Source organism: Streptomyces sp. NPDC020379 (genome assembly GCF_044387105.1).
Lineage (GTDB): Bacteria > Actinomycetota > Actinomycetes > Streptomycetales > Streptomycetaceae > Streptomyces.
In genome coordinates, this window is sequence record NZ_JBIRVR010000039.1 from 1 (window position 1) to 24717 (window position 24717).

Below are 24717 nucleotides of genomic sequence, written 5' to 3' on the forward strand. Positions count from 1 at the left end.
TTACATTCCGAACCCGGAAGCTAAGCCTTTCAGCGCCGATGGTACTGCATGGGGGACCGTGTGGGAGAGTAGGACGCCGCCGAACAATATTTCAAAAAGCTCCGGCATCTGAACTTTTGTTCAGATGCCGGAGCTTTTTTGTTTTCATGATGAAGTGCGGAGTGTCACTCCTCGTTAACGTCCTGCCGTCACTCTCCCTTCCATGGGGACAGCGGAGAGGCTCACGGCGGCGGGGATCGGTGCGGGGGACGAGGTCGTCGTGCCCTCGTACGCCACGGCAGGAGTCGCCGAAGCGGTGCGGCGGGCCGGCGCCGTGCCCGTCTTCGCGGACATCGATCCGCACAGCCTCTGCCTCGACCCGGCCTCGGTGGCCGCCGCCCTGACGCTGCGTACCGCCGCCGTGATGCCCGTTCATCTCTTCGGCCACCGGGCCGACTTGGCGGGGCTGCGGGCCGTGGCCGCGGACCGGGGGCTGCTCGTCATCGAGTACGAGCCGCCGCGTCCGGTGGACGAGGACACCAGGAGGCGCAGGGAGAACGCGGCCTATCTGAACGCGCGGCTCACCGGCGTGCTGACGCCACCCGTGCGGCCCGAACTCCCGCACAGCTACGGCTCGTACGTGGTGCGGGTGCCCGGCAACGGCCGGCCGGACCGGGACGCCTTCGCCCGCGCGCTGCGTGCCCGCCGGGTGCGGTGCCATGTGCCCGTACAGACGCCGGTGCACCGGACCGCCGCGTTCAGGCGGGAGTTGTGGCTCGCGGAGACGGAGCGCGCCGCCGACGAATGCCTCGCGTTGCCCGTGGACGCGTCGACGACACAGCGGGAACTCCACCGGGTGGTCTCCGCGTGCAATGCGCTCGGCGGGCTGCTGAAGGTGGCCGCCTGAGGAGCGGCCGGGTGGTCAAAAGGACGTGCGAACGTCGGGTATGCTTTATCTCGTTGCCGGCCCCAATAGCTCAGTCGGCAGAGCGTCTCCATGGTAAGGAGAAGGTCTACGGTTCGATTCCGTATTGGGGCTCCATAAAGGAAAGGCCCCCACCATTCGGTGGGGGCCTTTCCGCTGTCCTGACGGACTCACTCCTCGTGCAGGCCGGGAACGCGCATCGCCAGGATCGCCATGTCGTCCGAGGCCGGCTCGGCGGCGAAGCGTTCGACGGCGCGCAGGATGCGTGCGGCGACCGCGCCCGCAGTGAGGCCCGTACAGTTCGACAGGACGTCGCTCAGGCCGTCGTCGCCCAGCATGCGGGTGCCCTCGCGGCGCTCCGTCACGCCGTCCGTGACGCACAGCAGGACATCGCCCGGGTCGAGGGTGACCGTCTGCTCGTACAGCTCCAGGTCCTCCATGACGCCCAGCAGGGGCTGCGGGTCCGCCGCGGGCTCCACCGTGCCGTCCGGGCGCAGCCGCAGGGGCAGCGGGTGGCCGGCGCAGACGACCTTGAGGATCGCGCTGCCGTCCTCCTGCGGCCACAGCTCGCCGTACAGGAGGGTCAGGAAGCGGCTGCGGGCTCCTTCGTCGAGGATGGCGGCGTTGAGCCGCTCCAGGACCGCTGGGCCGCCGTAGCCCTCGCGGGCGAGGAGGCGCAGCGCGTGCCGGGCGAGGCCGGTGACCGCGGCGGCCTCCGGGCCCGTGCCGCAGACGTCGCCGATCGCGAAGCCGTAGGCGCCGTCGCGGATCGTGAAGAGGTCGTAGAAGTCGCCGCCGACCTCGTTGCCCTCGCCGGCCGCGCGGTAGATGACATCGACCTCGACACCGGCCACGTGGGGCAGCTCCGGCGGCAGCAGGCTGCGCTGGAGGGACTGGCTGATGGCGGTGCGCTCGCTGTAGAGGCGGGCGTTGTCGAGGGCCAGCGCCGCCCGGCGGGAGAGGTCCTCGGCGAGCTCCAGGATCTCCTGGCGGAAGTGGTCGTCGGTGGGCTTGCCGAGCGTGAGCATGCCGATGACACGGTTGCGGGCCACGAGCGGCAGCACGACCGTCTCGCCGCCGACGGCGGCCGCCGTGGCGAGTGACGTGCTCGGCCCGGCGGTCCGGGTGATGTCGGCCAGCCCGAGGCTGCGCAGGGAGCTGCGCAGCGCCGCGGAGTGAGCGGCCTCGGCGGGCGCCGTCCAGACGCGGGCGCCGGGCGTGGGGACGGGCTCCGGCGGCGCGAGCTTGCCGAGGAGGGTCTTGAGGCCGTCGATGCGGTCCTCGTCCTCGTGCAGGACGTACGACAGCTCGGGGTCGGAGGCGGGGTCGGCGACGGTGTAGACGGCGCACCACGTGGCCAGCGTGGGCACGGTCATCTGGGCCATCAGGGCCAGCGTCTGGTCGCGGTCCAGGGTGCCGGCGAGCAGATCGGATGCCTCCACGAGGAAGGAGAGCGAACCGCGGCGCAGACGTTCGAGCTCATTGAGGCGGGCGCGTTCGACGGCGAGGGCGATACGGTCGGCGGCGAACTGGAGCCGCAGGGCCTCTTCGTTGGTGTAGCGTCCGGGAGCCTCGGCGGCGACGCCGAGCGAGCCGGTGAGACGGCCCTCGACCTTGAGGGGGACGGTGACGACGGAGCGCATGCCGGTGTCGGCCAGCAGGGGCACGGCACCGGGGATGACGGCGAGGTCCTCGTGGACCGCGGGCATCCGGGCCGAGCCATAGCGGCTCGTACCCGCCTCGACAGGGACGCGGGCGAAGCGCTGGCGGGCGGACGGGAGACCGGTGGAGGCGCGGACCTCCAGCTCGGTCTCGTCGTCGGTGGCGAGCAGCAGATAGGCCGCGTCCCCGTCGAGCATGTCGCGGGCGCGCTCGACCGTGCGCTGGAGGAGGCCGTCGAGATCGTCGGGGGCCGGGGAGCCGATGAAGACCTCGAAGGGGTCCGTGGCGCCGCCGCGCTCGCTCGTACCCGCGTCCACCGAAGGGGAGCGCTGGAGGCTCTGGAGCACCGCGCGCTCGTCCTCCCGCACGAGCAGGCAGACCGTGGAGGGCGCGCCCTCGTTGTCCCGTACGCGCAGGTGGGAGGCGTAGACCGGGGTGATGCGGCCGTCGGCGTCCCTTATGCCGTACGAGCCTTCCCAGCGGGAGAGGCGCAGGGCCTCGGCGATGCCGGTGGAGGTGCCGGGGGTGTGCGGCCAGGCGGCGAAGTCCGTCAGCGGCTTGCCGGTGACCTGGTCGGCGGGGAAGCCGAACATCGCCTGGGCGTCGTCGTTCCAGGCGCTGATGACGCCGCCGCGGTCGATCTGGATGACCGCGACGCGGACGCGGGTGTCGGCGACGGGCAGGGCCTCCGCGGGGAGCGCGGGGCCCGCCGAGCGGGTGCCGGCCGGGCGGTCGGGCAGGTCGAGCTGGAACCACACCTGCTTGTGGGTGCTGCTGTACTCGACGCCCCAGCGGGTCGCCAGCGCCGCGCAGAGCAGCAGCCCGCGGCCGCCCTCCCGGTCGACGCCGCCGAGCCTGCGGGCGGAGCTCTGGAGCGGCAGCTCGCGGTCCGGATAGTGATCGGCGACCTCGACGCGTACGCCGGCGTCCGTGCGCATGCACAGGACGTCGGCGGCGGTGCCGGCGTGGACGACGGCGTTGGTGACGAGTTCGCTGGTCAGGACGACGGCGTCGTCGATGATGTCGGGGAAGCCCCAGCCCTGGAGAGTGTCCCGGACGAAGGCACGGGCGGAGGCGACCGAGCGTCCGACCGGCTCGAAGGTGGCGGCAGCCCGCGCGGTGATCACAGGTCTCCTCGTGTAGGTCTCGGCGATCTGCTCACCCATGTCGCAGCGCCCCTCCATTGCCCTGGCCGGATGCCAGGTTACTTACCCTCACCGCACGGGCGGAGGCCGGTGCGGACGGATTCCACCTTGGGAGTGCCCGCGGACCGTGTGCGATGCTGCCGAACTGTTATGGCCTGGTTGGGCCGGGGTGAAACACTGGGAAAGACTGAAACGGAAGCCCGACGAGGATGATCGAACCCAGCGGGAGGGACACGGTGGAGTCTGGCGCAGCGGCGCGGGGCGTGAGCACGCGCGCGAAGGGCGGACGGTCCCGGGCCAATGGGACGACGGAAGTGGACACGGCGGCCCTGAACCGGCTGCTGTCGGCTCTCTCCGCGATGCGTGACGGGAACTTCCGTAAGCGTCTGACGGTCGCCGGTGACGGCGTGATGGCCGAGATCGCCGCGGTGTTCAACGACGTCGCCGACCGGAACATGCAGCTCACGGGCGAGCTGGCGCGGGTGCGCCGGGTGGTCGGGCGTGAGGGAAAACTCACGGAGCGGCTGGAGGTCGGGGCCTGCGAGGGGGCGTGGGCGGCGGCGATCGACGCGTCCAACGCCCTGGTCGACGATCTCGTCAGGCCGGTCTCCGAGGTGGGCCGGGTGCTGTCGGCGGTGGCCGAGGGCGACCTGGAGCAGCGGATGGACCTGCGGTCGCAGGGGGCGGACGGGGCGGCGCATCCGCTGCGCGGTGAGTTCCTCAAGGTGGGGCGGACCGTCAACGGCCTCGTGGACCAGCTGTCGGCGTTCACCGACGAGGTGACGCGGGTGGCGAGCGAGGTCGGCACCGAGGGCAAGCTGGGCGGGCAGGCCCGGGTGCGCGGGATGTCGGGTTCGTGGAAGGACCTCACGGATTCCGTCAACACCATGGCGTCCCGGCTCACCGCTCAGGTGCGGGACATCGCCCTGGTGACGACGGCGGTCGCGAAGGGCGATCTCTCCCGGAAGGTCACGGTCCATGTGGCCGGGGAGATGCTCGAGCTGAAGAACACCGTGAACACGATGGTCGACCAGCTGTCGTCGTTCGCCTCCGAGGTGACCCGGGTCGCCCGTGAGGTGGGCACGGAGGGCGAGCTGGGCGGTCAGGCGCAGGTGCCCGGTGTCGCGGGCGTCTGGAAGGACCTGACCGACTCCGTCAACCTCATGGCGGGCAATCTGACGGCCCAGGTGCGGGGGATCGCGCAGGTCACCACGGCGGTCGCGAACGGCGACCTGTCGCAGAAGGTGACGGTGAGCGCGCGCGGCGAGGTCGCGCAGCTGGCCGAGACGATCAACCAGATGACGGAGACGCTGCGGACCTTCGCCGACGAGGTCACGCGCGTGGCCAGCGAGGTCGGGGCCGACGGCCTGCTGGGCGGCCAGGCGCAGGTGCCGGGTGCCGCGGGCACCTGGAAGGACCTCACCGATTCGGTGAACACGGCCTTCCGCAACGTCACCACGCAGGTGCGGGACATCGCCCAGGTGACGACGGCGGTGGCCAATGGTGATCTCGGCCAGAAGGTCACCGTCGATGTGTCGGGCGAGATGCTGGAGTTGAAGAACACCGTCAACACGATGGTGGACCAGCTCTCCGCGTTCGGCGCCGAAGTGACGCGTGTGGCGCGGGAGATCGGCGTCGAGGGGGAACTCGGCGGTCAGGCGGCGGTTCCGGGCGCGGCCGGCACCTGGAAGGACCTCACCGATTCGGTGAACACGGCCTTCCGCAACCTCACCGGGCAGGTGCGCAACATCGCCCAGGTGACGACCGCGGTGGCCAACGGCGACCTCTCGCAGAAGGTCACCGTCGATGTCTCCGGCGAGATGCTCCAGCTGAAGAACACCGTGAACACCATGGTCGACCAGCTGTCCTCGTTCGCCGACCAGGTGACCCGGATGGCCCGCGACGTGGGCACCGAGGGCCGGCTCGGCGGGCAGGCCCGGGTGGACGGCGTCAGCGGCACCTGGAAGGAGCTCACCGACTCGGTCAACTTCATGGCCGGGAACCTCACTTCGCAGGTCCGCCAGATCGCGCAGGTGACGACGGCCGTCGCGCGCGGCGACCTGTCGCAGAAGATCGACGTGGATGCCCGGGGCGAGATCCTGGAGCTGAAGAACACCATCAACACGATGGTCGACCAGCTCTCCGCCTTCGCCGAGCAGGTGACCAGGGTCGCCCGTGAGGTCGGTACGGACGGCCGGCTCGGCGGTCAGGCGCAGGTGCCGGGCGTGGCCGGGGTGTGGCGCGATCTGACGGACTCCGTCAACGGCATGGCGGGGAACCTGACCGCCCAGGTGCGCAACATCGCCGGCGTCGCCACCGCGGTGGCCCGGGGTGACCTGTCGCAGAAGATCGACGTGGACGCGCGGGGCGAGATCCTGGAGCTGAAGAACACCCTCAACACGATGGTGGACCAGCTCTCCTCGTTCGCGGACCAGGTCACGCGCGTGGCCCGGGAGGTGGGCACCGAGGGCATCCTCGGCGGGCAGGCGGAGGTGCAGGGGGTCTCCGGCACCTGGAAGGACCTCACCCAGTCCGTCAACTTCATGGCGAACAACCTCACCTCCCAGGTGCGCAATATCGCCGAGGTGACGACGGCGGTCGCCAAGGGCGACCTCTCGAAGAAGATCACGGTCGACGCGAAGGGCGAGATCCTCGAACTGGTCACCACCGTGAACACGATGGTGGACCAGCTGTCGGACTTCGCCGAGCAGGTCACGCGCGTGGCCCGGGAGGTGGGCACCGAGGGGCAGCTGGGCGGCCAGGCGCGGGTGCGGGACGTCACCGGCATCTGGAAGGACCTCAGCGACAACGTCAACCTGATGGCCAACAACCTCACCAGTCAGGTCCGCAACATCTCGCAGGTCGCGGCCGCGGTCGCCAACGGCGACCTGACCAAGAAGGTGACCGTCGAGGCGCGCGGCGAGGTCGCGCAGCTGGCCGACACCGTCAACACCATGGTGACGACGCTGTCCTCCTTCGCGGACGAGGTCACGCGCGTGGCCCGCGAGGTCGGCACCGACGGCATCCTCGGCGGCCAGGCGCGGGTGCTGGGCGTCAGCGGGACCTGGAAGGACCTCACCGAGTCCGTGAACTCGATGGCGTCCAACCTGACCGGCCAGGTCCGCAACATCGCGATGGTGACCACCGCCATCGCCCAGGGCGATTTGACCAAGAAGATCGACATCGACGCGCGCGGTGAGATCCTCCAGCTCAAGACCACCATCAACACCATGGTCGACCAGCTGTCGTCCTTCGCGGACCAGGTGACCCGGGTGGCCCGCGAGGTGGGTACGGAGGGCCAGCTCGGCGGTCAGGCGCGGGTGCGCGACGTGGACGGCACCTGGCGCGACCTCACCGAGTCGGTGAACGAGATGGCCGGGAACCTCACCCGGCAGGTCCGGGCCATCGCCGAGGTCGCCACCGCGGTGACCCGCGGCGATCTCAACCTCAAGATCGACGTGGACGCGGCCGGCGAGATCCTGGAGCTCCAGGACAACATCAACACGATGATCGCCAACCTCCGCGAGACCACGCTCGCCAACAAGGAGCAGGACTGGCTCAAGGGCAACCTCGCCCGGATCTCCGGCCTGATGCAGGGCCGCCGCGATCTGGAGGACGTCGCCGGGCTGATCATGAGCGAGCTGACGCCGGTGGTCTCGGCCCAGCACGGCGCGTTCTTCCTGGCCATGCCCACGGCCGGTCAGCCGGCCGAGGGCGAGGACGCGTACGAGCTCCGGATGCTCGGCTCCTACGGCTACTCGATGGGCTCGATGCCCACCTCCTTCCGGCCGGGTGAGACGCTCATCGGCACCGCCGCGCAGGAGAAGCGGACGATCCTGGTGGAGAACGTCCCACCGGGCTATCTGAAGATCGCCTCCGGCCTGGGGGAGGCGCCGCCCGCGCACGTGATCGTGCTGCCGGTGCTGTTCGAGGGGCAGGTCCTCGGCGTGATCGAGCTGGCGTCCTTCCAGCCGTTCGCGCAGATCCAGAAGGACTTCCTCAACCAGATCGCCGAGATGATCGGCACGAGCGTCAACACCATCAGCGTCAACACCAAGACCGAGGTGCTGCTCAAGCAGTCGCAGGAGCTGACCGAGCAACTGCGCGAGCGGTCGGCGGAGTTGGAGAACCGGCAGAAGGCGCTGGAGATCTCCAACGCCGAGCTGGAGGAGAAGTCCGAGCGACTGGCCCGGCAGAACCGCGACATCGAGGTCAAGAACACCGAGATCGAGGAGGCCCGGCAGGTCCTGGAGGAGCGCGCCGAGCAGCTCGCCGTCTCGATGCGCTACAAGTCCGAGTTCCTGGCCAACATGTCGCACGAGCTGCGCACGCCGCTCAACTCGCTGCTGATCCTCGCCAAGCTGCTCGCCGACAACGCGGAGGGCAACCTCTCGCCGAAGCAGGTGGAGTTCGCGGAGACCATCCACGGCGCGGGCTCGGACCTGCTCCAGCTCATCAACGACATCCTGGACCTGTCGAAGGTCGAGGCGGGCAAGATGGACGTCAGCCCGACCCGTATCGCCCTGGTGCAGCTCGTCGACTACGTGGAGGCGACCTTCCGGCCGCTGACGGCGGAGAAGGGGCTCGACTTCTCCGTACGGGTCTCGCCGGAGCTCCCGGCGACGCTGCACACGGACGAACAGCGACTGCTCCAGGTGCTGCGCAACCTCCTGTCCAACGCGGTGAAGTTCACCGACACCGGTGCGGTCGAGCTCGTCATCCGCCCGGCCGGCGGGGATGTGCCGGACAGCATCCGGGAGCAGCTGCTGGAGGCGGGCTCGCTGCGGGACGCCGACGGTGACGTGATCGCCTTCTCGGTGACGGACACCGGCATCGGCATCGCGGCGAGCAAGATGCGGGTGATCTTCGAGGCGTTCAAGCAGGCGGACGGCACCACCAGCCGTAAGTACGGCGGTACGGGCCTCGGGCTGTCCATCAGCCGGGAGATCGCCAGGCTGCTCGGCGGTGAGATCCACGCGGCGAGCGAGCCGGGCCGTGGCTCCACCTTCACCCTCTACCTCCCGCTCAACACGGGTGAGCTGCCGCCTCAGGGCTATCCGCAGCTCACGCCGGGCACCCACGGCCTCGCCGCGGCGGAGCCGGTGGGCGGCGCGGGCGACCACGCGGCCCCGTCGGCGGCCGAGCCCGCGCGCGGTGCGGCCGGGCTCTTCCTGCGCCGTCGGCGCGCCGCACAGGCGGCGCAGCAGTGGCCCGCGCTGGGCGCGCCCGGGGCGGCCCCGGCAGCGGTGGCTCAGCCGCCGTCGGTCCCGGAGGAGGACTCCTGGCCGAACGAACCGAACGGTGACGCAGAGCAACCGTCGAGCCATGGAATCGGCAAGGGCTTCGGAGGCACCTTCCACGGCGAGAAGGTGCTGATCGTCGACGACGACATCCGCAATGTGTTCGCGCTCACGAGCGTTCTGGAACAGCACGGTCTGTCGGTGCTCTACGCGGAGAACGGCCGTGAGGGGATCGAGGTCCTGGAGCAGCACGACGACGTCGTGGTGGTCCTGATGGACATCATGATGCCGGAGATGGACGGCTACGCCACGACGGCGGCGATCCGCAGGATGCCGCAGTTCGCGGGCCTGCCCATCATCGCGCTGACGGCCAAGGCGATGAAGGGCGACCGGGAGAAGAGCATCGACGCCGGGGCTTCCGACTACGTGACCAAGCCGGTCGATACGGATCATCTGCTGACGGTGATGGAGCAGTGGATGCGCGGTGAGTGACGGGTAACCGGACTGTTCCTGACCACCTGTTGACAGACTGTGGCCGAAGACGTGTGGGAGCGTGGGATTCGGGGAACCTTCTGGTCCCCCACCACGTTTCCGCTACGTGCACAGTGACATCGTGGTGACAGGGTGTGGCGACCGGCAGGGTGCGGCTACCATGACCGGCACAAGGACGGGCGGCGCAAGGGAGTCGTCCCCTGGGGCGGCGCCCGGTGCTTCCCCCGGCTCTTCGAGCTGGGGAGACCCCAAGCCGGGACGAGGAGGACGGGGCATGGTTCAGAAGGCCAAGATCCTCCTGGTCGATGACCGGCCGGAAAATCTGCTGGCGCTGGAGGCGATCCTCTCGGCGCTCGATCAGACACTGGTACGGGCATCGTCAGGGGAGGAAGCGCTCAAGGCGCTGCTGACGGACGACTTCGCAGTGATCCTGCTGGATGTCCAGATGCCTGGCATGGACGGTTTCGAGACCGCCGCGCACATCAAGCGGCGGGAGCGGACCCGTGACATCCCGATCATCTTCCTCACCGCCATCAACCACGGCCCGCACCACACCTTCCGCGGGTACGCGGCGGGTGCCGTGGACTACATCTCCAAGCCGTTCGACCCCTGGGTGCTGCGCGCCAAGGTGTCGGTCTTCGTCGAGCTGTACATGAAGAACTGCCAGCTGCGCGAGCAGGCCGCCCTGTTGCGCCTCCAGCTGGAGAGCGGGCAGGGCAGGACCGGCGCGGCGGCGCCCCAGGAGCCCGCGGGGCTGCTCGCCGAGCTCTCCGCGCGCCTCGCCGCCGTGGAGGAGCAGGCCGAGGCGCTCACCAAGCAGCTCGACGAGTCCGCCGACGCCGCGGCCGTCGCCACCGCGGCCCACCTGGAGCGCAAACTCACCGGCCTGCGGCGGGCGCTGGACGCCCTGGAGCCCGGCACCGGCAGCGGCGCCAGCCCGCTCCCCTCGCCCAGCTGACCCCCTGACGCCGCGTCACCCTCGGTGCCGCCGGAGCGCGACACGGATGGGTGAACGCCTGGGCGCGGGTGTCCCTCACGTCCGTCGAAGGTAACCTCGGCACCATGGCCTCACGTACGTCCGGCAAGGGTTCCCAGAGCACGGCGGGCAACTCGAAGCAGCGCGCCGGACGCCCCGGGAGCGCTGCCAAGAAGGCGCCCGCGAAGAAGGCGGCGCCGAAGTCCGCGGGCAAGGCGCCCGCGAAGAAGGCGGCAGCGCCGCGCAAGGCGCCCGCCAAGAAGGCCGTCGCCAAGAAGGCGGCGCCCAAGCGCGCGCCGTCCGCCACCGGTGGCGTCTACCGCCTCGTCAGGGCCGTATGGCTCGGTGTGGCGCACGCCGTCGGCGCGCTCTTCCGCGGCGTCGGCCGGGGGGCGAAGAACCTCGACCCGGCACACCGCAAGGACGGCCAGGCGCTGCTGCTCCTCGGCCTCGCCCTGATCATCGCCGCGGGCACCTGGTCCAACCTCCAGGGGCCGGTCGGCGAGCTCGTGCAGATGCTCATCACCGGCGCGTTCGGCCGCCTGGACCTCGTCGTCCCGATACTCCTCGGCGTCATCGCGATCCGGCTGATCCGCCATCCGGAACGGCCCGAGGCCAACGGGCGGATCGTGATCGGCCTGTCGGCGCTGGTGATCGGCGTCCTCGGGCAGGTCCACGTGGCCTGCGGCTCGCCGGGCCGGGGCGACGGCGAGGAGGCCCTGCGCAACGCCGGCGGCCTGATCGGCTGGGTCGCCGCCGAGCCCCTGATCGTCACGGTCGGCGAGGTGCTGGCCGTCCCGCTGCTCGTCCTGCTCACCGTCTTCGGCCTGCTGGTGGTCACGGCCACCCCGGTCAACACCATCCCCCAGCGGCTGCGCAGGCTGGGGATCCGGCTCGGGGTGATCGAGCCCCTGCCGGGGGAGTACGAGGCAGAGCCGGAGTACGCGGAGTACGACGACGAGTGGCGCGAGGCCCCGGCCAGGCGGCCCCGCCGCGCCGCCGCGGCCCCCGTGGACGTGGAGAGCGCCGAGGAGGAGGCCCTCGGCAAGCGCCGTCGGCCGCGCGCCGTGCAGCCCCCCGCGGACCGGCCGCTGGACGCCATCGACGTGGCCGCCGCGGCCGCCGCCTCGCTGGACGGGGCGGTGCTCCACGGGGTGCAGCCGTCCCCGCTCGTCGCCGGGCTCAGCAGCGGCATCTCCACCGAGCGGGACTCGGGGACGGAGCACGTCCCGCCGGCCGGCGCCGAGCGGTCCGGCGCGGTGCCGGGCGCGCGCGGCACCGGCAAGAAGGCCGCTGCCGGGGCGGGGAAGCCCGCGGGCGTCCCGGACCTCACCAAGGCGGCGCCCGAGCCCACGCAGGGGCTGCCCGCCCGCGCCGAGCAGCTCCAGCTGTCCGGCGACATCACGTACTCGCTGCCCTCGCTGGAGCTGCTGGAGCGCGGTGGCCCGGGGAAGGCCCGCAGCGCGGCCAACGACGCCATAGTGGCCGCCCTGACCAATGTGTTCGCCGAGTTCAAGGTCGACGCGGCCGTCACCGGCTTCACCCGTGGCCCGACGGTCACCCGCTACGAGGTCGAGCTGGGCCCGGCCGTCAAGGTCGAGCGGATCACCGCGCTCGCCAAGAACATCGCCTACGCCGTCGCCAGCCCGGACGTACGGATCATCAGCCCGATCCCCGGCAAGTCCGCGGTCGGCATCGAGATCCCCAACACCGACCGCGAGATGGTCAATCTCGGCGACGTGCTGCGGCTGGCCGACGCCGCCGGTGACGAGCACCCGATGCTCGTCGCGCTGGGCAAGGACGTCGAGGGCGGCTACGTGATGGCCAATCTGACGAAGATGCCGCACATCCTGGTCGCCGGGGCCACCGGCTCCGGAAAGTCGTCCTGCATCAACTGCCTGATCACGTCGGTGATGATCCGGGCGACCCCCGACGACGTGCGCATGGTCCTGATCGACCCCAAGCGCGTCGAGCTGACGGCCTACGAGGGCATCCCGCACCTGATCACGCCGATCATCACCAACCCCAAGCGGGCCGCGGAGGCCCTCCAGTGGGTCGTCCGTGAGATGGACCTGCGCTACGACGACCTGGCGGCGTTCGGCTTCCGGCACATCGACGACTTCAACGCGGCCGTGCGCAACGGCAAGGTCAAGCCCCCGGAGGGCAGCGGCCGCGACCTCTCGCCCTACCCGTACCTCCTGGTGATCGTCGACGAGCTCGCGGACCTGATGATGGTCGCCCCGCGGGACGTCGAGGACTCGATCGTCCGCATCACCCAGCTCGCGCGGGCCGCCGGCATCCACCTCGTGCTCGCCACCCAGCGGCCGTCCGTCGACGTCGTCACCGGCCTGATCAAGGCGAACGTGCCCTCCCGGCTCGCCTTCGCCACCTCCTCGCTCGCCGACAGCCGGGTCATCCTCGACCAGCCGGGCGCCGAGAAGCTGATCGGCAAGGGCGACAGCCTCTTCCTGCCGATGGGGGCGGGCAAGCCCGTCCGCATGCAGGGCGCCTTCGTGACGGAGGCGGAGGTCGCGGGGGTCGTCCAGCACTGCAAGGACCAGATGGCGCCCGTCTTCCGCGACGACGTCACGGTCGGCACCGCGAAGAAGAAGGAGATCGACGAGGACATCGGCGACGACCTGGACCTGCTGTGCCAGGCAGCCGAGCTGGTCGTCTCCACGCAGTTCGGCTCCACCTCGATGCTCCAGCGGAAACTGCGTGTGGGATTCGCGAAGGCGGGCAGACTCATGGATCTGATGGAGTCGCGCAACATCGTGGGCCCGAGTGAGGGTTCCAAGGCCCGCGATGTGCTGGTCAAGCCGGACGAGCTGGACGCGGTGCTCACGGTGATCCGTGGGGGCGGGGGGTCCTAGCCGGTCCCGGGCGCCTTCGGGCCGGCGACGGCGTCGCCCACCGGAGGCCGGGAAACCCCCGGAAGAGGAGCCGGCCGGCCGTTTCTCTCGGCTGTGCGCCGAGTTGAGGAGAGGGGGGCGGGCCGATGTCCCACCATCGGCGTCCGAGAGTCATCTGATGGCGTACAAAGTCCGTCTTTCCGCTTGCCCGATGATTTCGCGTCCCCCCTAGACTGAACCTCCAGCAGGTGGCTACACGCTCGAAAGGCGCTCTCGTGTCCATCGGCAACTCTCCCGCGGACGATGTTCCCGACGTTCCCGCGGACGACGACCGGCCTTCCATCGGCCAGGCCCTCCAGCAGGCCCGTACCAGCGCAGGACTGACCGTCGAAGAGGTCAGTTCGACCACCCGAGTGCGCATTCCGATCGTCCACGCCATCGAACAGGACGACTTCTCGCGCTGCGGTGGCCACGTCTACGCCCGAGGACATATCCGCGTGCTGGCCGGCACCGTCGGCCTGGACCCGGCGGAGCTGCTCGCGCGGTACGCCGCGCAGTACGGCGGGCGCCCCGCACCGACCCCCGCGGCGCCGCTGTTCGATGCCGAGCGCATCCGGCCGGAGCCCCGGCGGCCCAACTGGACGGCCGCCATGGTCGCCGCGATCGTCGCCGTCGTCGGCTTCGTGGGATTCACCCTTTTCAACGGCGGCGCGAAGAGCTCGGGTGACTCGGTCGCCGCCGACTCGCCCTCCGCCAAGCCTCCGGCGTCCCCGAGCGCGAAGGCCCAGCCCGCCAAGCCCGCCGACCCCAAGCCCGAGCAGTCCGAGAGCGCCATCGCCGGCGTTCCCGCCAACATGGTCACCGTCAAGCTCACCGGCCAGAACGGCCAGACCTGGATGTCCGCCAAGGACCACAACGGCAAGCTGCTGGAGGAGGGCGTGCTCAAGCAGGGCGACTCCAAGACCTTCACCGACAACAAGCGCATCGACCTGGTGCTGGGCAACGCCGGAGCCGTCCAGCTCTTCGTGAACGGCAAGCAGGTGAAGAACCTGCCGGACGACGGCAAGGTCCAGCGGCTGAGCTACACCAGGGGAGACCCGGTCGCGGGCTGAGACACGGGCCGGGCGGCCGCCCGCCGGGGCCCGTGCGGGGCGGAAGGCGCCGCCGGGAGACGGCGCGGCGCGCCGCCGGGTGACCATCCTCTCGGTACTCGTCGCCACTCGGCAGCGGATGCGGCTCCGGGACAAAGTAGGCTGAGCCCTATGCCCGAACGCCGTACCGTCGCTCTTGTCACACTTGGCTGCGCCCGTAACGAGGTGGACTCGGAGGAGCTGGCAGGCCGCTTGGCGGCGGACGGCTGGGACCTCGTCGAGGACGCCGCCGACGCCGATGTGGCCGTAGTCAACACCTGTGGTTTCGTCGAGGCCGCCAAGAAGGACTCCGTCGACGCCCTCCTCGAAGCAAACGATCTCAAGACCGCGTCCTCCGACGGCCGTGGCGGCCGCACCCAGGCCGTGGTCGCCGTCGGCTGCATGGCCGAGCGGTACGGCAAGGAGCTGGCCGAGGCACTGCCCGAGGCCGACGGTGTGCTCGGCTTCGACGACTACGCCGACATCTCCGACCGCCTCCAGACCATCCTCTCCGGTGGCGTGCACGCCTCCCACACCCCGCGCGACCGGCGCAAGCTGCTGCCGATCAGCCCCGCCGAGCGGCAGACCGCCGCCGTGGCGCTGCCCGGTCACGCGCAGGGCGGGAGCGGCCAGGCGCCCGCCGAGGAGCCGCCGGCCGACCTCCCGGAGGGCGTCGCCCCGGCCTCCGGCCCGCGCGCCCCGCTGCGCCGCAGGCTCGGCAGCAGCCCTGTCGCCTCGGTGAAGCTCGCCTCCGGCTGCGACCGCCGGTGCTCCTTCTGCGCCATCCCGTCCTTCCGCGGCTCCTTCATCTCCCGCCGTCCCTCCGACGTGCTGGGCGAGACGCGCTGGCTCGCGGAGCAGGGCGTGAAGGAGATCATGCTGGTCTCCGAGAACAACACCTCCTACGGCAAGGACCTGGGCGACATCCGCCTCCTGGAGACGCTGCTGCCGGAGCTCGCGGCCGTGGACGGCCTGGAGCGCGTCCGCGTCAGCTACCTCCAGCCCGCGGAGATGCGGCCGGGCCTGATCGACGTGCTGACGTCGACGGACAAGGTCGCGCCGTACTTCGACCTGTCCTTCCAGCACTCCGCGCCCGGTGTGCTGCGCGCGATGCGCCGCTTCGGCGACACCGACCGCTTCCTGGAGCTGCTCGACCAGATCCGCTCCAAGGCCCCGCAGGCGGGCGCCCGCTCCAACTTCATCGTCGGCTTCCCCGGGGAGACCGAGGAGGACGTGGCCGAGCTGGAGCGCTTCCTGTCCGGTGCGCGCCTGGACGCGATCGGGGTCTTCGGCTACTCCGACGAGGACGGCACCGAGGCCGCCACCTACGAGGGCAAGCTCGACCCGGAGGTCGTCGCGGAGCGGCTGGAGCGCGTTTCCCGGCTGGCCGAGGAGCTGACCGCGCAGCGCGCGGAGGAGCGGCTCGGAGAGACCATGGAAGTACTCGTCGACCGGATCGACGAGGAGGACGGTGTGCTCGGCCGGGCCGCCCACCAGGCGCCCGAGACGGACGGACAGGTGCGGCTGGCCACCGACCGGGAGTTCGCTCCCGGCAGCATGGTGGTGGCCAAGGTGGTGGCGGCCGAGGGAGTGGATCTCGTCGCCGAGCCCCTGGGCGACGGAGGGTGTACCGAGGAGGCGGCCAGATGACCGGAATCCCGGCCTCCGCAGCTGGAGGCCATGCCCCGGCCTCCATGAGGCGGCCGGCGAGGTTGTGGAACATCGCCAACATCCTCACCATGGTGCGGCTTCTGCTCGTGCCCGGCTTCGTGTTGTTGATGCTCCACAACGGAGGTCATGACCCGGTCTGGCGCTCGTTCGCCTGGGCCGCGTTCGCCGTCGCCATGATCACGGATCTGTTCGACGGCCACCTGGCCCGGATGTACAACCTGGTCACCGACTTCGGCAAGATCGCCGACCCGATCGCCGACAAGGCGATCATGGGCGCGGCGCTGATCTGTCTGTCCGGCCTGGGTGACCTGCCGTGGTGGGTCACCGGCCTGATCCTCTTCCGCGAGATCGGCATCACGCTGATGCGCTTCTGGGTGATCAAGCACGGGGTCATCCCGGCCAGCCGGGGCGGCAAGATGAAGACGCTCGCCCAGGGTGTGGCCGTGGGGATGTACGTCCTCATGCTCACCGGGCCGTTGGCCACTGCCCGCTTCTGGGTGATGGCGGTGGCCGTGGCGTTGACCGTGCTCACCGGGCTCGACTACGTGCGTCAGGCCGTGGTGCTGCGCAGAGCCGGGCTGGCCGCCCAGCTCGAACGGGCCGGCCGGGACGCCGTGCGATGAGCGCGGCCACGGACGGCGTCCGCGAGACGGCCGCCGCGGTCCTGGCCGCCCTGGTGGAGCGCGGCCTGACGGTCGCGGCCGCCGAATCGCTCACCGGCGGCCTGGTCTCGGCCTGGCTGACCGAGGCGCCGGGCGCCTCCCGCGCGGTGCGTGGCTCGGTCACCGCGTACGCCTCCGAGGTGAAGCGCGACGTCCTGGGCGTGGACGGGGAACTGCTCGCCGAGCGCGGGGCCGTCGACCCGGACGTGGCGCGGCAGATGGCCGTCGGCGTACGGGCGTTGCTCGGTGCCGACTGGGGCACGGCCACGACCGGGGTCGCCGGGCCGGAGCCGCAGGACGGCCGGCCGGTCGGTACGGTGTTCGTCGCCGCCGCGGGGCCCGGGGGCCGCTCGGCCACCAGGGAACTGGTGCTGACCGGTGACCGTTCGCGGATCCGCGAGGAAAGCGTGCGGGCGGTACTGGAACTGCTGCTGGGCGAACTGACAGAAAACGTGGGCGCAAAGGATACGGAACACAACGGGGGGAATTGATGTTTGCAGCCCTGAGTGAACACGACATAGCTCCCCGCACGGCCGGAGCCCGAGGCGGTACGGTGGGGCGTGAAGGATCCGGATTCGCGGTCCAAGGAGGGAGCCACCGATGATTTTGCTCCGTCGCCTGCTGGGTGACGTGCTGCGTCGGCAGCGCCAGCGCCAGGGCCGCACTCTGCGCGAGGTCTCCTCTTCCGCCCGGGTCTCGCTCGGTTACCTCTCCGAGGTCGAGCGGGGGCAGAAAGAGGCGTCCTCCGAGCTTCTCTCCGCAATCTGCGACGCTCTGGACGTACGGATGTCCGAGGTCATGCGCGAGGTGAGTGACGAATTGTCGCTCGCCGAGCTGGCGCAGTCGGCGGCGGCGAGCGAGCCGGTACCCGCGCCGATGCGGCCCATGTTCAATTCGGTGTCCGTGACGTCCGTGACGGGTGTCCCGGGAGAGCGCGTGACGATCAAGGCTCCCGCGGAGGCCGTCGACGTGGTCGCGGCCTGAGGGAGTACGGGACGGCGTTCGTTCAAAAAACGTTTCCCATCGGAGATCCCGGTCAGGAGTCTGACCGGGATCTTCGCGTTTCCGGCCCCATCGGTACCTTTGTGCGATGGTGGAGAAACGGGGAGCAATCCGAACAGAACTGGACGACTATCAGCCCGAACAGGAGAAGCGGATGTCTGTTGTGAAGAGCCCGCTGTCCGAGCAGGACCGGAAGATCGTGGGCGATGCCCTCCAGGGTGCCCTGGTCGATCTGGTGGATCTCTCCCTCGTGGCCAAGCAGGTCCACTGGACCGTGGTGGGACCGCGCTTCCGTTCGGTCCACCTCCAATTGGACGAGGTCGTCGTCAGCGCCCGCGGGCACGCCGACACCGTCGCCGAGCGCGCCTCGGCACTGGGTGTGGCACCGGACGGGCGGGCGGCGACGGTCGCCAAGACCAGCGGCATCGGCGCGGTGGGCGACGGCTGGAACAAGGACACCGCGGCGGTGCAGACCCTGGTCGACGCCCTGCATGCCGTGATCACCCGGATGCGGGAGCGCATCGCGGACACGGCGGACCCGGATCCGGTCACCCAGGACATCCTCATCGGCCTGACCGGGGACCTGGAGAAGCACCACTGGATGTTCCAGGCGGAGAACGCCTGAGCGCCCTGAGCGCCCGCTGAGGTCCTTCCAGCCCCCGGTGGCGTGCGCCGGGCGGGCGCGCTTCCCTGGGGGCATGGACGAGCACACCATGGGGCGCCTCACGGACGAGCTGGTGGTGGTCTCGGGCCTCGACCGGACGACGGCCGGTGCCTTCGTCCGGCGGGTGCACCAGGAGGGCACCCGCGAGGGCGAGCAGCGGATGCTCGTCGAACTGCACCGGCGCGACCGCCGGATCACGGAGCTGGAGCGCGAGCTCGAGCGTCTGCGCGGCGGCTCGCCCGGCTGAGGGTCCGGCGCCCGGGGCGCGTACGGCCCGTGTACGCCGCCGCCGGTCCCCGGTGCGCTCTGCCCGGCCCGGGGCGGCCGGTCTACCGTCGCCCGAAGGAGGCAGCCATGGTCCGGCATGACTTCTGGGGCGGGATACGGCGCGGCACCGGCGGACGGTGCCGTTCGCGGGGGCTGGCCGGCTGGGCGGCGGCGGTGGTCCTCGGCGGGGTGTGGTGGTGCGCGGCGTTGCGGTTGTTCGCACAGCCGGAGCGCGCCGGGCCGGTGGAGGGGCTGGTCGTCGCAGGCGGCTGGGGGCTCAGCCTGCTGCCCGTGCACTGTGTGCCCTGGACCCGCCGTCCGCCGCGGGGCCCGGTGCGGCGGCTCGTCGCCCGGGTGTGGCGGGGTGCGGAGAACCGCTGACGGAGCCGGGCCGCTTCACTCGTTCGGGTTAATGCGCGGCGCCGGCTGGCAGCGCGGACACCAGTAGGTGGGGCGCTCCTGTCCGGGCGGCCCCTGAGCGGCGGAGCGCAGGAGCGTGCCACAGCGGCGGCACGGCTGGTCGGCGCGCCCGTACACCCACAACTGGCGGCCGGGGCGGTGGTCGGCGGTGGTGATGCGCGCGGGCCGGGCCTTGTTGGCCTCCAGGAACTTCTTCGCGAGCGTCGGCAGCCGCTCCGGGGCGGGGACACGCGAGACGGGGAGCCACGGCGAGATCCTCAGGACGAAGCACAGCTCGGATTTGTAGACATTGCCGATCCCGGCGAGGTTGCGCTGGTCGAGCAGCGCCTCTCCGACCGAGCGCGCGGGATCGGCGAGGAGCCTTCGCAGCGCCTCCTGAGGATCCCAGTCGGGGCCCAGGAGGTCCGGGCCGAGGTGACCGACGGCGGCGGACTCGTCGGCGGTGCGCAGCAGTTCCAGGACGGGGAGGCGGTAGCCCACCGCCGTGTGCTCGGCGTTGGCCAGCACGGCGCGGATCTGGTGCCGCGCGCCGCGCCAGACGTGCCCGGGGGCGTAGACCCGCCAGGCGCCGTCCATCTGCAGGTGCGAATGGAGGGTGAGGCCGCCCTCGACGCGCGTGAGCAGGTGCTTGCCGCGCGGCACGACCTCGATGACGCGACGGCCGGTGAGGTCGACGGTAGCGAGCTTGGGCACGCGCAGGTCGGAGCGGATGAGCGGGCGGTCCGCGAGGGCCTGGTGCAGGGTGTGGGCGGTGCGCCAGACCGTGTCTCCTTCGGGCATGCCGCCATGATGCCGTCACCGGCCCCGGCCGGGCGTCGTGACCCGGTCAGGGCGCGCGCAGCCGCAGCCCGCGCGGTGTGGCGTGGAAGCCCGCCGTCTCCAGCAGCGCCCCCAGGGGGGACGAGAGCGCCGGGGAGCCGTTGACGCGCTCGACGGTGACGGTGCCCAGCGCGCCCGCGCGTGCCGCTTCGGCCAGGGCCGTCGCGGCCTCGGCCAGCCCCGGATCGTCCGGCCCCGCCGCCTCGGCGCCCTCCTCCTGGGGCCACGCCAGCAGGGTCTTGCCGCCGCGCTCCACATAGAGCGTCAGCGCACCGTCGACGAGCACGACCAGCGAGCCGGCCTTGCGCCCGGGCTTGTGGGTCGAGCCGACGGGCGGCTCGGGCCAGGGGAGCGCGGCGCCGTACGCGTTGGCGGGGTCGGCGGCGGCGAGGACGACCGCCCGTCGGCGCGCGCCCCTGCGGGCGGCCGCGTCACCCCACGGGGCCTCGGGGGCGTCACCGCCCGCCCGCTCGCGTGCCGTGCCGATGGCCCGCAGCCGGTCGACCGCGCCTTCCATGGCGAACTGCGCGGCGCCCAGGCCCTCGACGACGTAACCGCGGCGGGCCTGCCCGCTCTCCTCGAAGGCGGACAGCACGCGATAGGCGGCGGAGAAGCCGCCCTCCACGCCCTCGGCCGCCACCGCTCCCCGCGTCACCACACCGTGCCGGTCGAGGAGCGTGCGGGCGAGGGCGTGGGCCCGGTGTGTCGGCTCCGGCTCGCGCGGGGGCAGCAGGGACCAGCGGCCCGCCACCGTGGGAGGCCCGCCGCGCGATGCCGTGGGGGCCGTCGCGAGGCCCACCCGGCCGGTGAAGGACCCGTAACGCCCGCGCGGCGCGGCGCGCTTGGCGCGGTGCGCGGTGGAACCCGCCGTCCTGCCCGAGCCCAGGAGGGCGCGGAGCGGGGCGAGGGTGTCGTTCGTGAGCCGGCCGGACCAGACGAGGTCCCACACGGCTTCGGCGATCTGTGGATCCGTGCTGCCCGGGTCCACCGTCCTCACCCGGTCGGCGATCTGACGGAAGAACAGGCCGTAACCGCCCGACAGGGCGTCGAGCACGGCCTGGTGCACGGGGGAGAGCTCCAGCGGATGCGGCGCGGGCAGCAGCAGGGGAGCCGCGTCCGCGAGCAGCAGCGAGACCCAGCCGTCCTTGCCCGGCAGGGCACCCGCGCCGGCCCACACGACGTCACCCGCGGCGGTGAGCTCGTCGAGCATCGTGGGGGAGAAGTCCGACACCCGGGCGGGCAGCACCAGCTTCTCCAGGGCGGAGGCCGGCACCGGCGCGCCCTGCAACTGCTCGATCGTGCGCACCAGTCCGTCGATACCGCGCAGGCTGTGCGTGCCGACGTGCTGCCACTGGGGCAGGAAGGAGGCCAGCGACCGGGGCGGCACCGGCTCCAGCTCGTGCCGGAGCGCGGCCAGCGAGCGGCGCCGCAGCCGCCGCAGGACCGTGGCGTCGCACCACTCCTGGCCGATGCCGGAGGGGTGGAACTCGCCTTGGACGACACGGCCGTTCGCGGCGAGCCGCTGCAACGCGCCGTCGGTGACGGCCGGGCCGAGCCCGAAGCGGGCGGCCGCCTGCGCGGAGGTGAACGGGCCGTGCGTACGGGCGAAGCGGGCGAGGAGGTCGCCGAGCGGATCCTTGACCGGCTCGGTGAACGCCTCGGGGACACCGACCGGCAGCGCTGTGCCCAAGGCGTCCCGCAGCCGCCCGGCGTCCTCGACGGCCGCCCAGTGGTCCTGCGCGGCGATCCGGACGCGGATCGCCCGGCGCGCGGCCGCCAGTTCCTCCACCCACTTCGGCTCCGCGCCCCGCGCGGCCAGCTCGGGCCCGGTGAGCGGGCCGAGGATGCGCAGCAGGTCGGCGATGCTCTCGGCGTCCTTGGCCCGGCGCTCCTCGGTGAGCCACTGGAGCTCGCGCTCCAGCTCGGTGAGGACGTCCGCGTCGAGCAGCTCGCGCAGCTCGGCCTGGCCCAGCAGCTCGGCGAGGAGCCGGGAGTCCAGCGAGAGGGCCGCGGCCCGGCGCTCCGCGAGCGGGGAGTCGCCCTCGTAGAGGAACTGCGCTACGTAGCCGAACAGCAGCGAGCGGGCGAACGGGGAGGGCTCCGCGGTGGTCACCTCCACCAGCCGGACGCGGCGGGCCTCGATGTCGCCCATCAGCTCCGTCAGGCCGGGAACGTCGAACACGTCCTGAAGGCACTCGCGGACGGCTTCCAGGATGATCGGGAACGACCCGAACTCCCCGGCGACCTGGAGCAGCTGGGAGGCCCGCTGACGCTGCTGCCACAGCGGGGTGCGCTTGCCCGGGTCGCGGCGGGGCAGCAGCAGGGCGCGGGCGGCGCACTCGCGGAACCGGGAGGCGAACAGCGCGGAGCCGCCTACCTGATCGGTCACGACCTGGCCGATCTCGCCCTTGTCGAAGGTGACGTCGGCGGCGCCCACCGGGGAACGGTCGGCGTCGTACTCCATGCCGCGCAGGGACGGGTCGGCGTCGAGCAGGCCGAGGTCCATCAGCTCGGCGTCCGGCAGGCGCAGCACGATGCCGTCGTCGGCGTGCATCACCTGGGCGTCCATGCCGTACCGCTCCGTCAGCCGCGCGGCAAGGGCCAGCGCCCAAGGGGCGTGCACCTGGGCGCCGAACGGTGAGTGGACGACGACGCGCCAGTCGCCCAGCTCGTCACGGAACCGCTCCACGACGACGGTCCGGTCGTCCGGCACATGCCCGCAGATCTCGCGCTGCTCGGTGAGATAGGACAGGACGTTCTCCGCGGCCCAGGTGTCCAGGCCCGCCGCGGTGAGCCGCTCGCGGGCGGCCTCGGGCGCCAGGCCGCCGATCTCGCGCAGGAACGCGCCGAGCGCGCGGCCCAGTTCGAGCGGGCGGCCCAGCTGGTCGCCCTTCCAGAAGGGCAGCCGGCCGGGGACGCCCGGCGCGGGGCTCACCAGGACCCGGTCGCGGGTGATGTCCTCGATGCGCCAGGAGGTGGTGCCGAGGGTGAAGACATCGCCCACCCGCGACTCGTACACCATCTCCTCGTCCAGCTCGCCGACGCGGCCGCCGCCCTTCTTCGGGTCGGCGCCCGCCAGGAAGACACCGAACAGACCGCGGTCGGGAATGGTGCCGCCCGAGGTGACGGCGAGCCGCTGCGCCCCGGGACGGCCGGTGACCGTACCGGCCATCCGGTCCCAGACGAGGCGGGGCCGCAGCTCGGCGAAGGCGTCGGACGGATAGCGCCCGGCGAGCATGTCCAGCACCGACGTATAGGCGGATTCGGGCAGGGCGGCGAAGGGAGCCGCCCGCCGGACCACGGCCAGCAGCTCCCGCACGTCCCAGGTGTCCATGGACACCATGGCGACGATCTGCTGGGCCAGCACGTCCAGTGGATTGGCGGGGACGCGCAGCGACTCGATGGCCCCCTCGCGCATCCGCTCCGTCACCACGGCCGCCTGCACCAGATCGCCCCGGTACTTCGGGAAGACCACGCCGGTGGAGACCGCGCCGACCTGGTGCCCGGCCCGGCCGACCCGCTGGAGGCCGGAGGCGACCGACGGCGGGGACTCGACCTGCACGACCAGGTCGACCGCGCCCATGTCGATGCCCAGCTCCAGGCTGGACGTGGCGACGACGGCGGGGAGGCGGCCCGCCTTGAGGTCCTCCTCCACCAGCGCCCGCTGCTCCTTGGAGACCGAGCCGTGGTGCGCGCGGGCGAGCAGCGGGGGCGCGCCCTTGGCGGCACCGGACTCGGCCATCAGCTCGGCCGGGGAGTGGTGCTCGGGCAGGGGTTCGCCCGTGGCGCGCTCGTAGGCGATCTCGTTGAGCCGGTTGCACAACCGCTCGGCCAGGCGGCGGGAGTTGGCGAAGACGATGGTCGAGCGGTGTGCCTGGACGAGGTCGGCGATACGCTCCTCGACGTGGGGCCAGATCGACGCCTTCTCCCTGCCGTCGCCGCCCTCCTGGGCGGGTGAACCGCCCAGCTCTCCGAGATCCTCCACCGGGACGACCACCGAGAGGTCGAACTCCTTGCCGGACGGCGGCTGGACGATCTCCACCCTGCGCTGCGGCGAGAGATAGCGGGCCACCTCGTCGACCGGCCGGACCGTCGCGGACAGGCCGATGCGCCGGGCGGGACGAGGCAGGAGGGTGTCGAGGCGCTCCAGGGACAGGGCCAAGTGCGCGCCGCGCTTGGTGCCCGCGACCGCGTGCACCTCGTCCAGGATGACCGTCTCCACCCCGGCGAGGGCGTCCCGCGCGGCGGACGTGAGCATCAGGAACAGCGACTCGGGGGTGGTGATCAGGATGTCCGGCGGCCTGTTGACCATCGCCCGCCGCTCGGTGGCCGGGGTGTCACCGGAGCGGATGCCCACCCGGATCTCCGGCTCGGGCACGCCCAGCCGGACGGACTCCTGCCGGATCCCCGTGAGCGGACTGCGCAGATTCCGCTCGACGTCGACGGCGAGGGCCTTGAGCGGGGACACGTAGAGCACCCGGCAGCGCTTCTTCGGCTCCGCGGGCGGCGGCGTGCTCGCCAGCCGGTCGAGTGAGGCGAGGAAGGCGGCCAGCGTCTTGCCGGAGCCCGTCGGGGCCACCACGAGCACGTCGGAACCCTCGCCGATCGCCCGCCAGGCACCGCTCTGCGCCGTCGTGGGCGCCGTGAACGCCCCTGTGAACCAGGCGCGTGTCGCGGGGGAGAACCCCGCGAGGGCCTCCGCCGGGTCGCCCACCGCTTCGGCCGCTCGGCCGGCCGCACTCTCGTCCGCCATGCCCACCATCGTGCACCGCACCACTGACAATGGGCCGAATCCGCAGCTCAGCGCTGCC

The 24717-nt window shown here is 71.8% G+C and carries 15 protein-coding genes, 1 tRNA gene and 1 rRNA gene; 14 read left to right on the forward strand and 3 right to left on the reverse strand.

The features are described 5' to 3' along the window. From rrf to ACH427_RS31405, 3 genes are all read left to right on the forward strand, one after another. Nucleotides 1-85 (forward strand): 5S ribosomal RNA (gene rrf, locus ACH427_RS31395); the annotation flags it as partial. Between the two features lie 117 nt (nt 86-202). Beyond that, complete coding sequence (locus tag ACH427_RS31400; protein WP_398875069.1) at nt 203-886, forward strand: DegT/DnrJ/EryC1/StrS family aminotransferase; 684 nt, start codon at nt 203-205, stop codon at nt 884-886. A 59-nt stretch (nt 887-945) separates the two neighbouring features. Continuing rightward, a tRNA-Thr gene (locus ACH427_RS31405) sits at nt 946-1021 on the forward strand. A 53-nt stretch (nt 1022-1074) separates the two neighbouring features. Here the strand turns inward: ACH427_RS31405 and ACH427_RS31410 are convergent. Continuing rightward, nucleotides 1075-3693, reverse strand: a complete 2619-nt coding sequence (locus ACH427_RS31410; protein ID WP_398875114.1) for a SpoIIE family protein phosphatase — start codon at nt 3691-3693, stop codon at nt 1075-1077. A 254-nt stretch (nt 3694-3947) separates the two neighbouring features. Here ACH427_RS31410 and ACH427_RS31415 point away from each other — a divergent pair, with 254 nt between their 5' ends. The 11 genes from ACH427_RS31415 (at nt 3948) to ACH427_RS31465 (ending at nt 19048) form a co-directional block, all read left to right on the forward strand. Further along, on the forward strand, nt 3948-9443 hold the full coding sequence (locus ACH427_RS31415; protein WP_398875071.1) for a HAMP domain-containing protein: 5496 nt from the start codon (nt 3948-3950) through the stop codon (nt 9441-9443). Between the two features lie 274 nt (nt 9444-9717). Next, nucleotides 9718-10401, forward strand: a complete 684-nt coding sequence (locus tag ACH427_RS31420) for a two-component system response regulator (protein WP_398875073.1) — start codon at nt 9718-9720, stop codon at nt 10399-10401. 104 nt (nt 10402-10505) lie between these two features. Then, complete coding sequence (locus ACH427_RS31425; protein WP_398875075.1) at nt 10506-13292, forward strand: DNA translocase FtsK; 2787 nt, start codon at nt 10506-10508, stop codon at nt 13290-13292. Between the two features lie 254 nt (nt 13293-13546). Continuing rightward, nucleotides 13547-14383, forward strand: coding sequence for a helix-turn-helix domain-containing protein (locus ACH427_RS31430; RefSeq protein ID WP_398875077.1), 837 nt, complete (start codon nt 13547-13549; stop codon nt 14381-14383). 150 nt (nt 14384-14533) lie between these two features. Next, nucleotides 14534-16051 (forward strand): 30S ribosomal protein S12 methylthiotransferase RimO, encoded by a 1518-nt coding sequence (gene rimO / locus ACH427_RS31435; RefSeq protein ID WP_398875080.1) that lies wholly within the window; start codon nt 14534-14536, stop codon nt 16049-16051. After that, nucleotides 16048-16695 carry a CDP-diacylglycerol--glycerol-3-phosphate 3-phosphatidyltransferase gene (pgsA, locus tag ACH427_RS31440; RefSeq protein WP_398875082.1) on the forward strand — a complete coding sequence of 216 codons (648 nt, stop codon included), beginning with the start codon at nt 16048-16050 and terminating at the stop codon, nt 16693-16695. Before rimO ends, pgsA begins: the two co-directional genes overlap by 4 nt. Beyond that, a complete protein-coding gene (locus tag ACH427_RS31445; RefSeq protein ID WP_398875084.1) occupies nt 16692-17225 on the forward strand; it encodes a CinA family protein in 534 nt (177 codons plus the stop codon). The genes pgsA and ACH427_RS31445 overlap by 4 nt, the downstream gene beginning before the upstream one ends. Before the next feature lie 109 nt (nt 17226-17334). Further along, nucleotides 17335-17718, forward strand: a complete 384-nt coding sequence (locus ACH427_RS31450) for a helix-turn-helix domain-containing protein (protein ID WP_086566431.1) — start codon at nt 17335-17337, stop codon at nt 17716-17718. A gap of 172 nt (nt 17719-17890) precedes the next feature. Next, nucleotides 17891-18361: a Dps family protein gene (locus ACH427_RS31455; RefSeq protein ID WP_398875086.1), complete on the forward strand. Its 471-nt coding sequence runs from the start codon at nt 17891-17893 to the stop codon at nt 18359-18361. A 73-nt stretch (nt 18362-18434) separates the two neighbouring features. Then, nucleotides 18435-18647 (forward strand): hypothetical protein, encoded by a 213-nt coding sequence (locus ACH427_RS31460; protein WP_398875088.1) that lies wholly within the window; start codon nt 18435-18437, stop codon nt 18645-18647. A 107-nt stretch (nt 18648-18754) separates the two neighbouring features. Next, nucleotides 18755-19048, forward strand: coding sequence for a hypothetical protein (locus tag ACH427_RS31465; RefSeq protein WP_398875090.1), 294 nt, complete (start codon nt 18755-18757; stop codon nt 19046-19048). Nucleotides 19049-19063: 15 nt separating this feature from the next. On the opposite strand, the gene ACH427_RS31470 is transcribed toward ACH427_RS31465, so the two are convergent. Both ACH427_RS31470 and ACH427_RS31475 read right to left on the reverse strand, forming a co-directional pair. Continuing rightward, nucleotides 19064-19867 (reverse strand): DNA-formamidopyrimidine glycosylase family protein, encoded by an 804-nt coding sequence (locus ACH427_RS31470; RefSeq protein WP_398875092.1) that lies wholly within the window; start codon nt 19865-19867, stop codon nt 19064-19066. A gap of 46 nt (nt 19868-19913) precedes the next feature. Continuing rightward, nucleotides 19914-24659 (reverse strand): ATP-dependent helicase, encoded by a 4746-nt coding sequence (locus tag ACH427_RS31475; RefSeq protein WP_398875094.1) that lies wholly within the window; start codon nt 24657-24659, stop codon nt 19914-19916. Between the last annotated feature and the right edge of the window lie 58 nt (nt 24660-24717).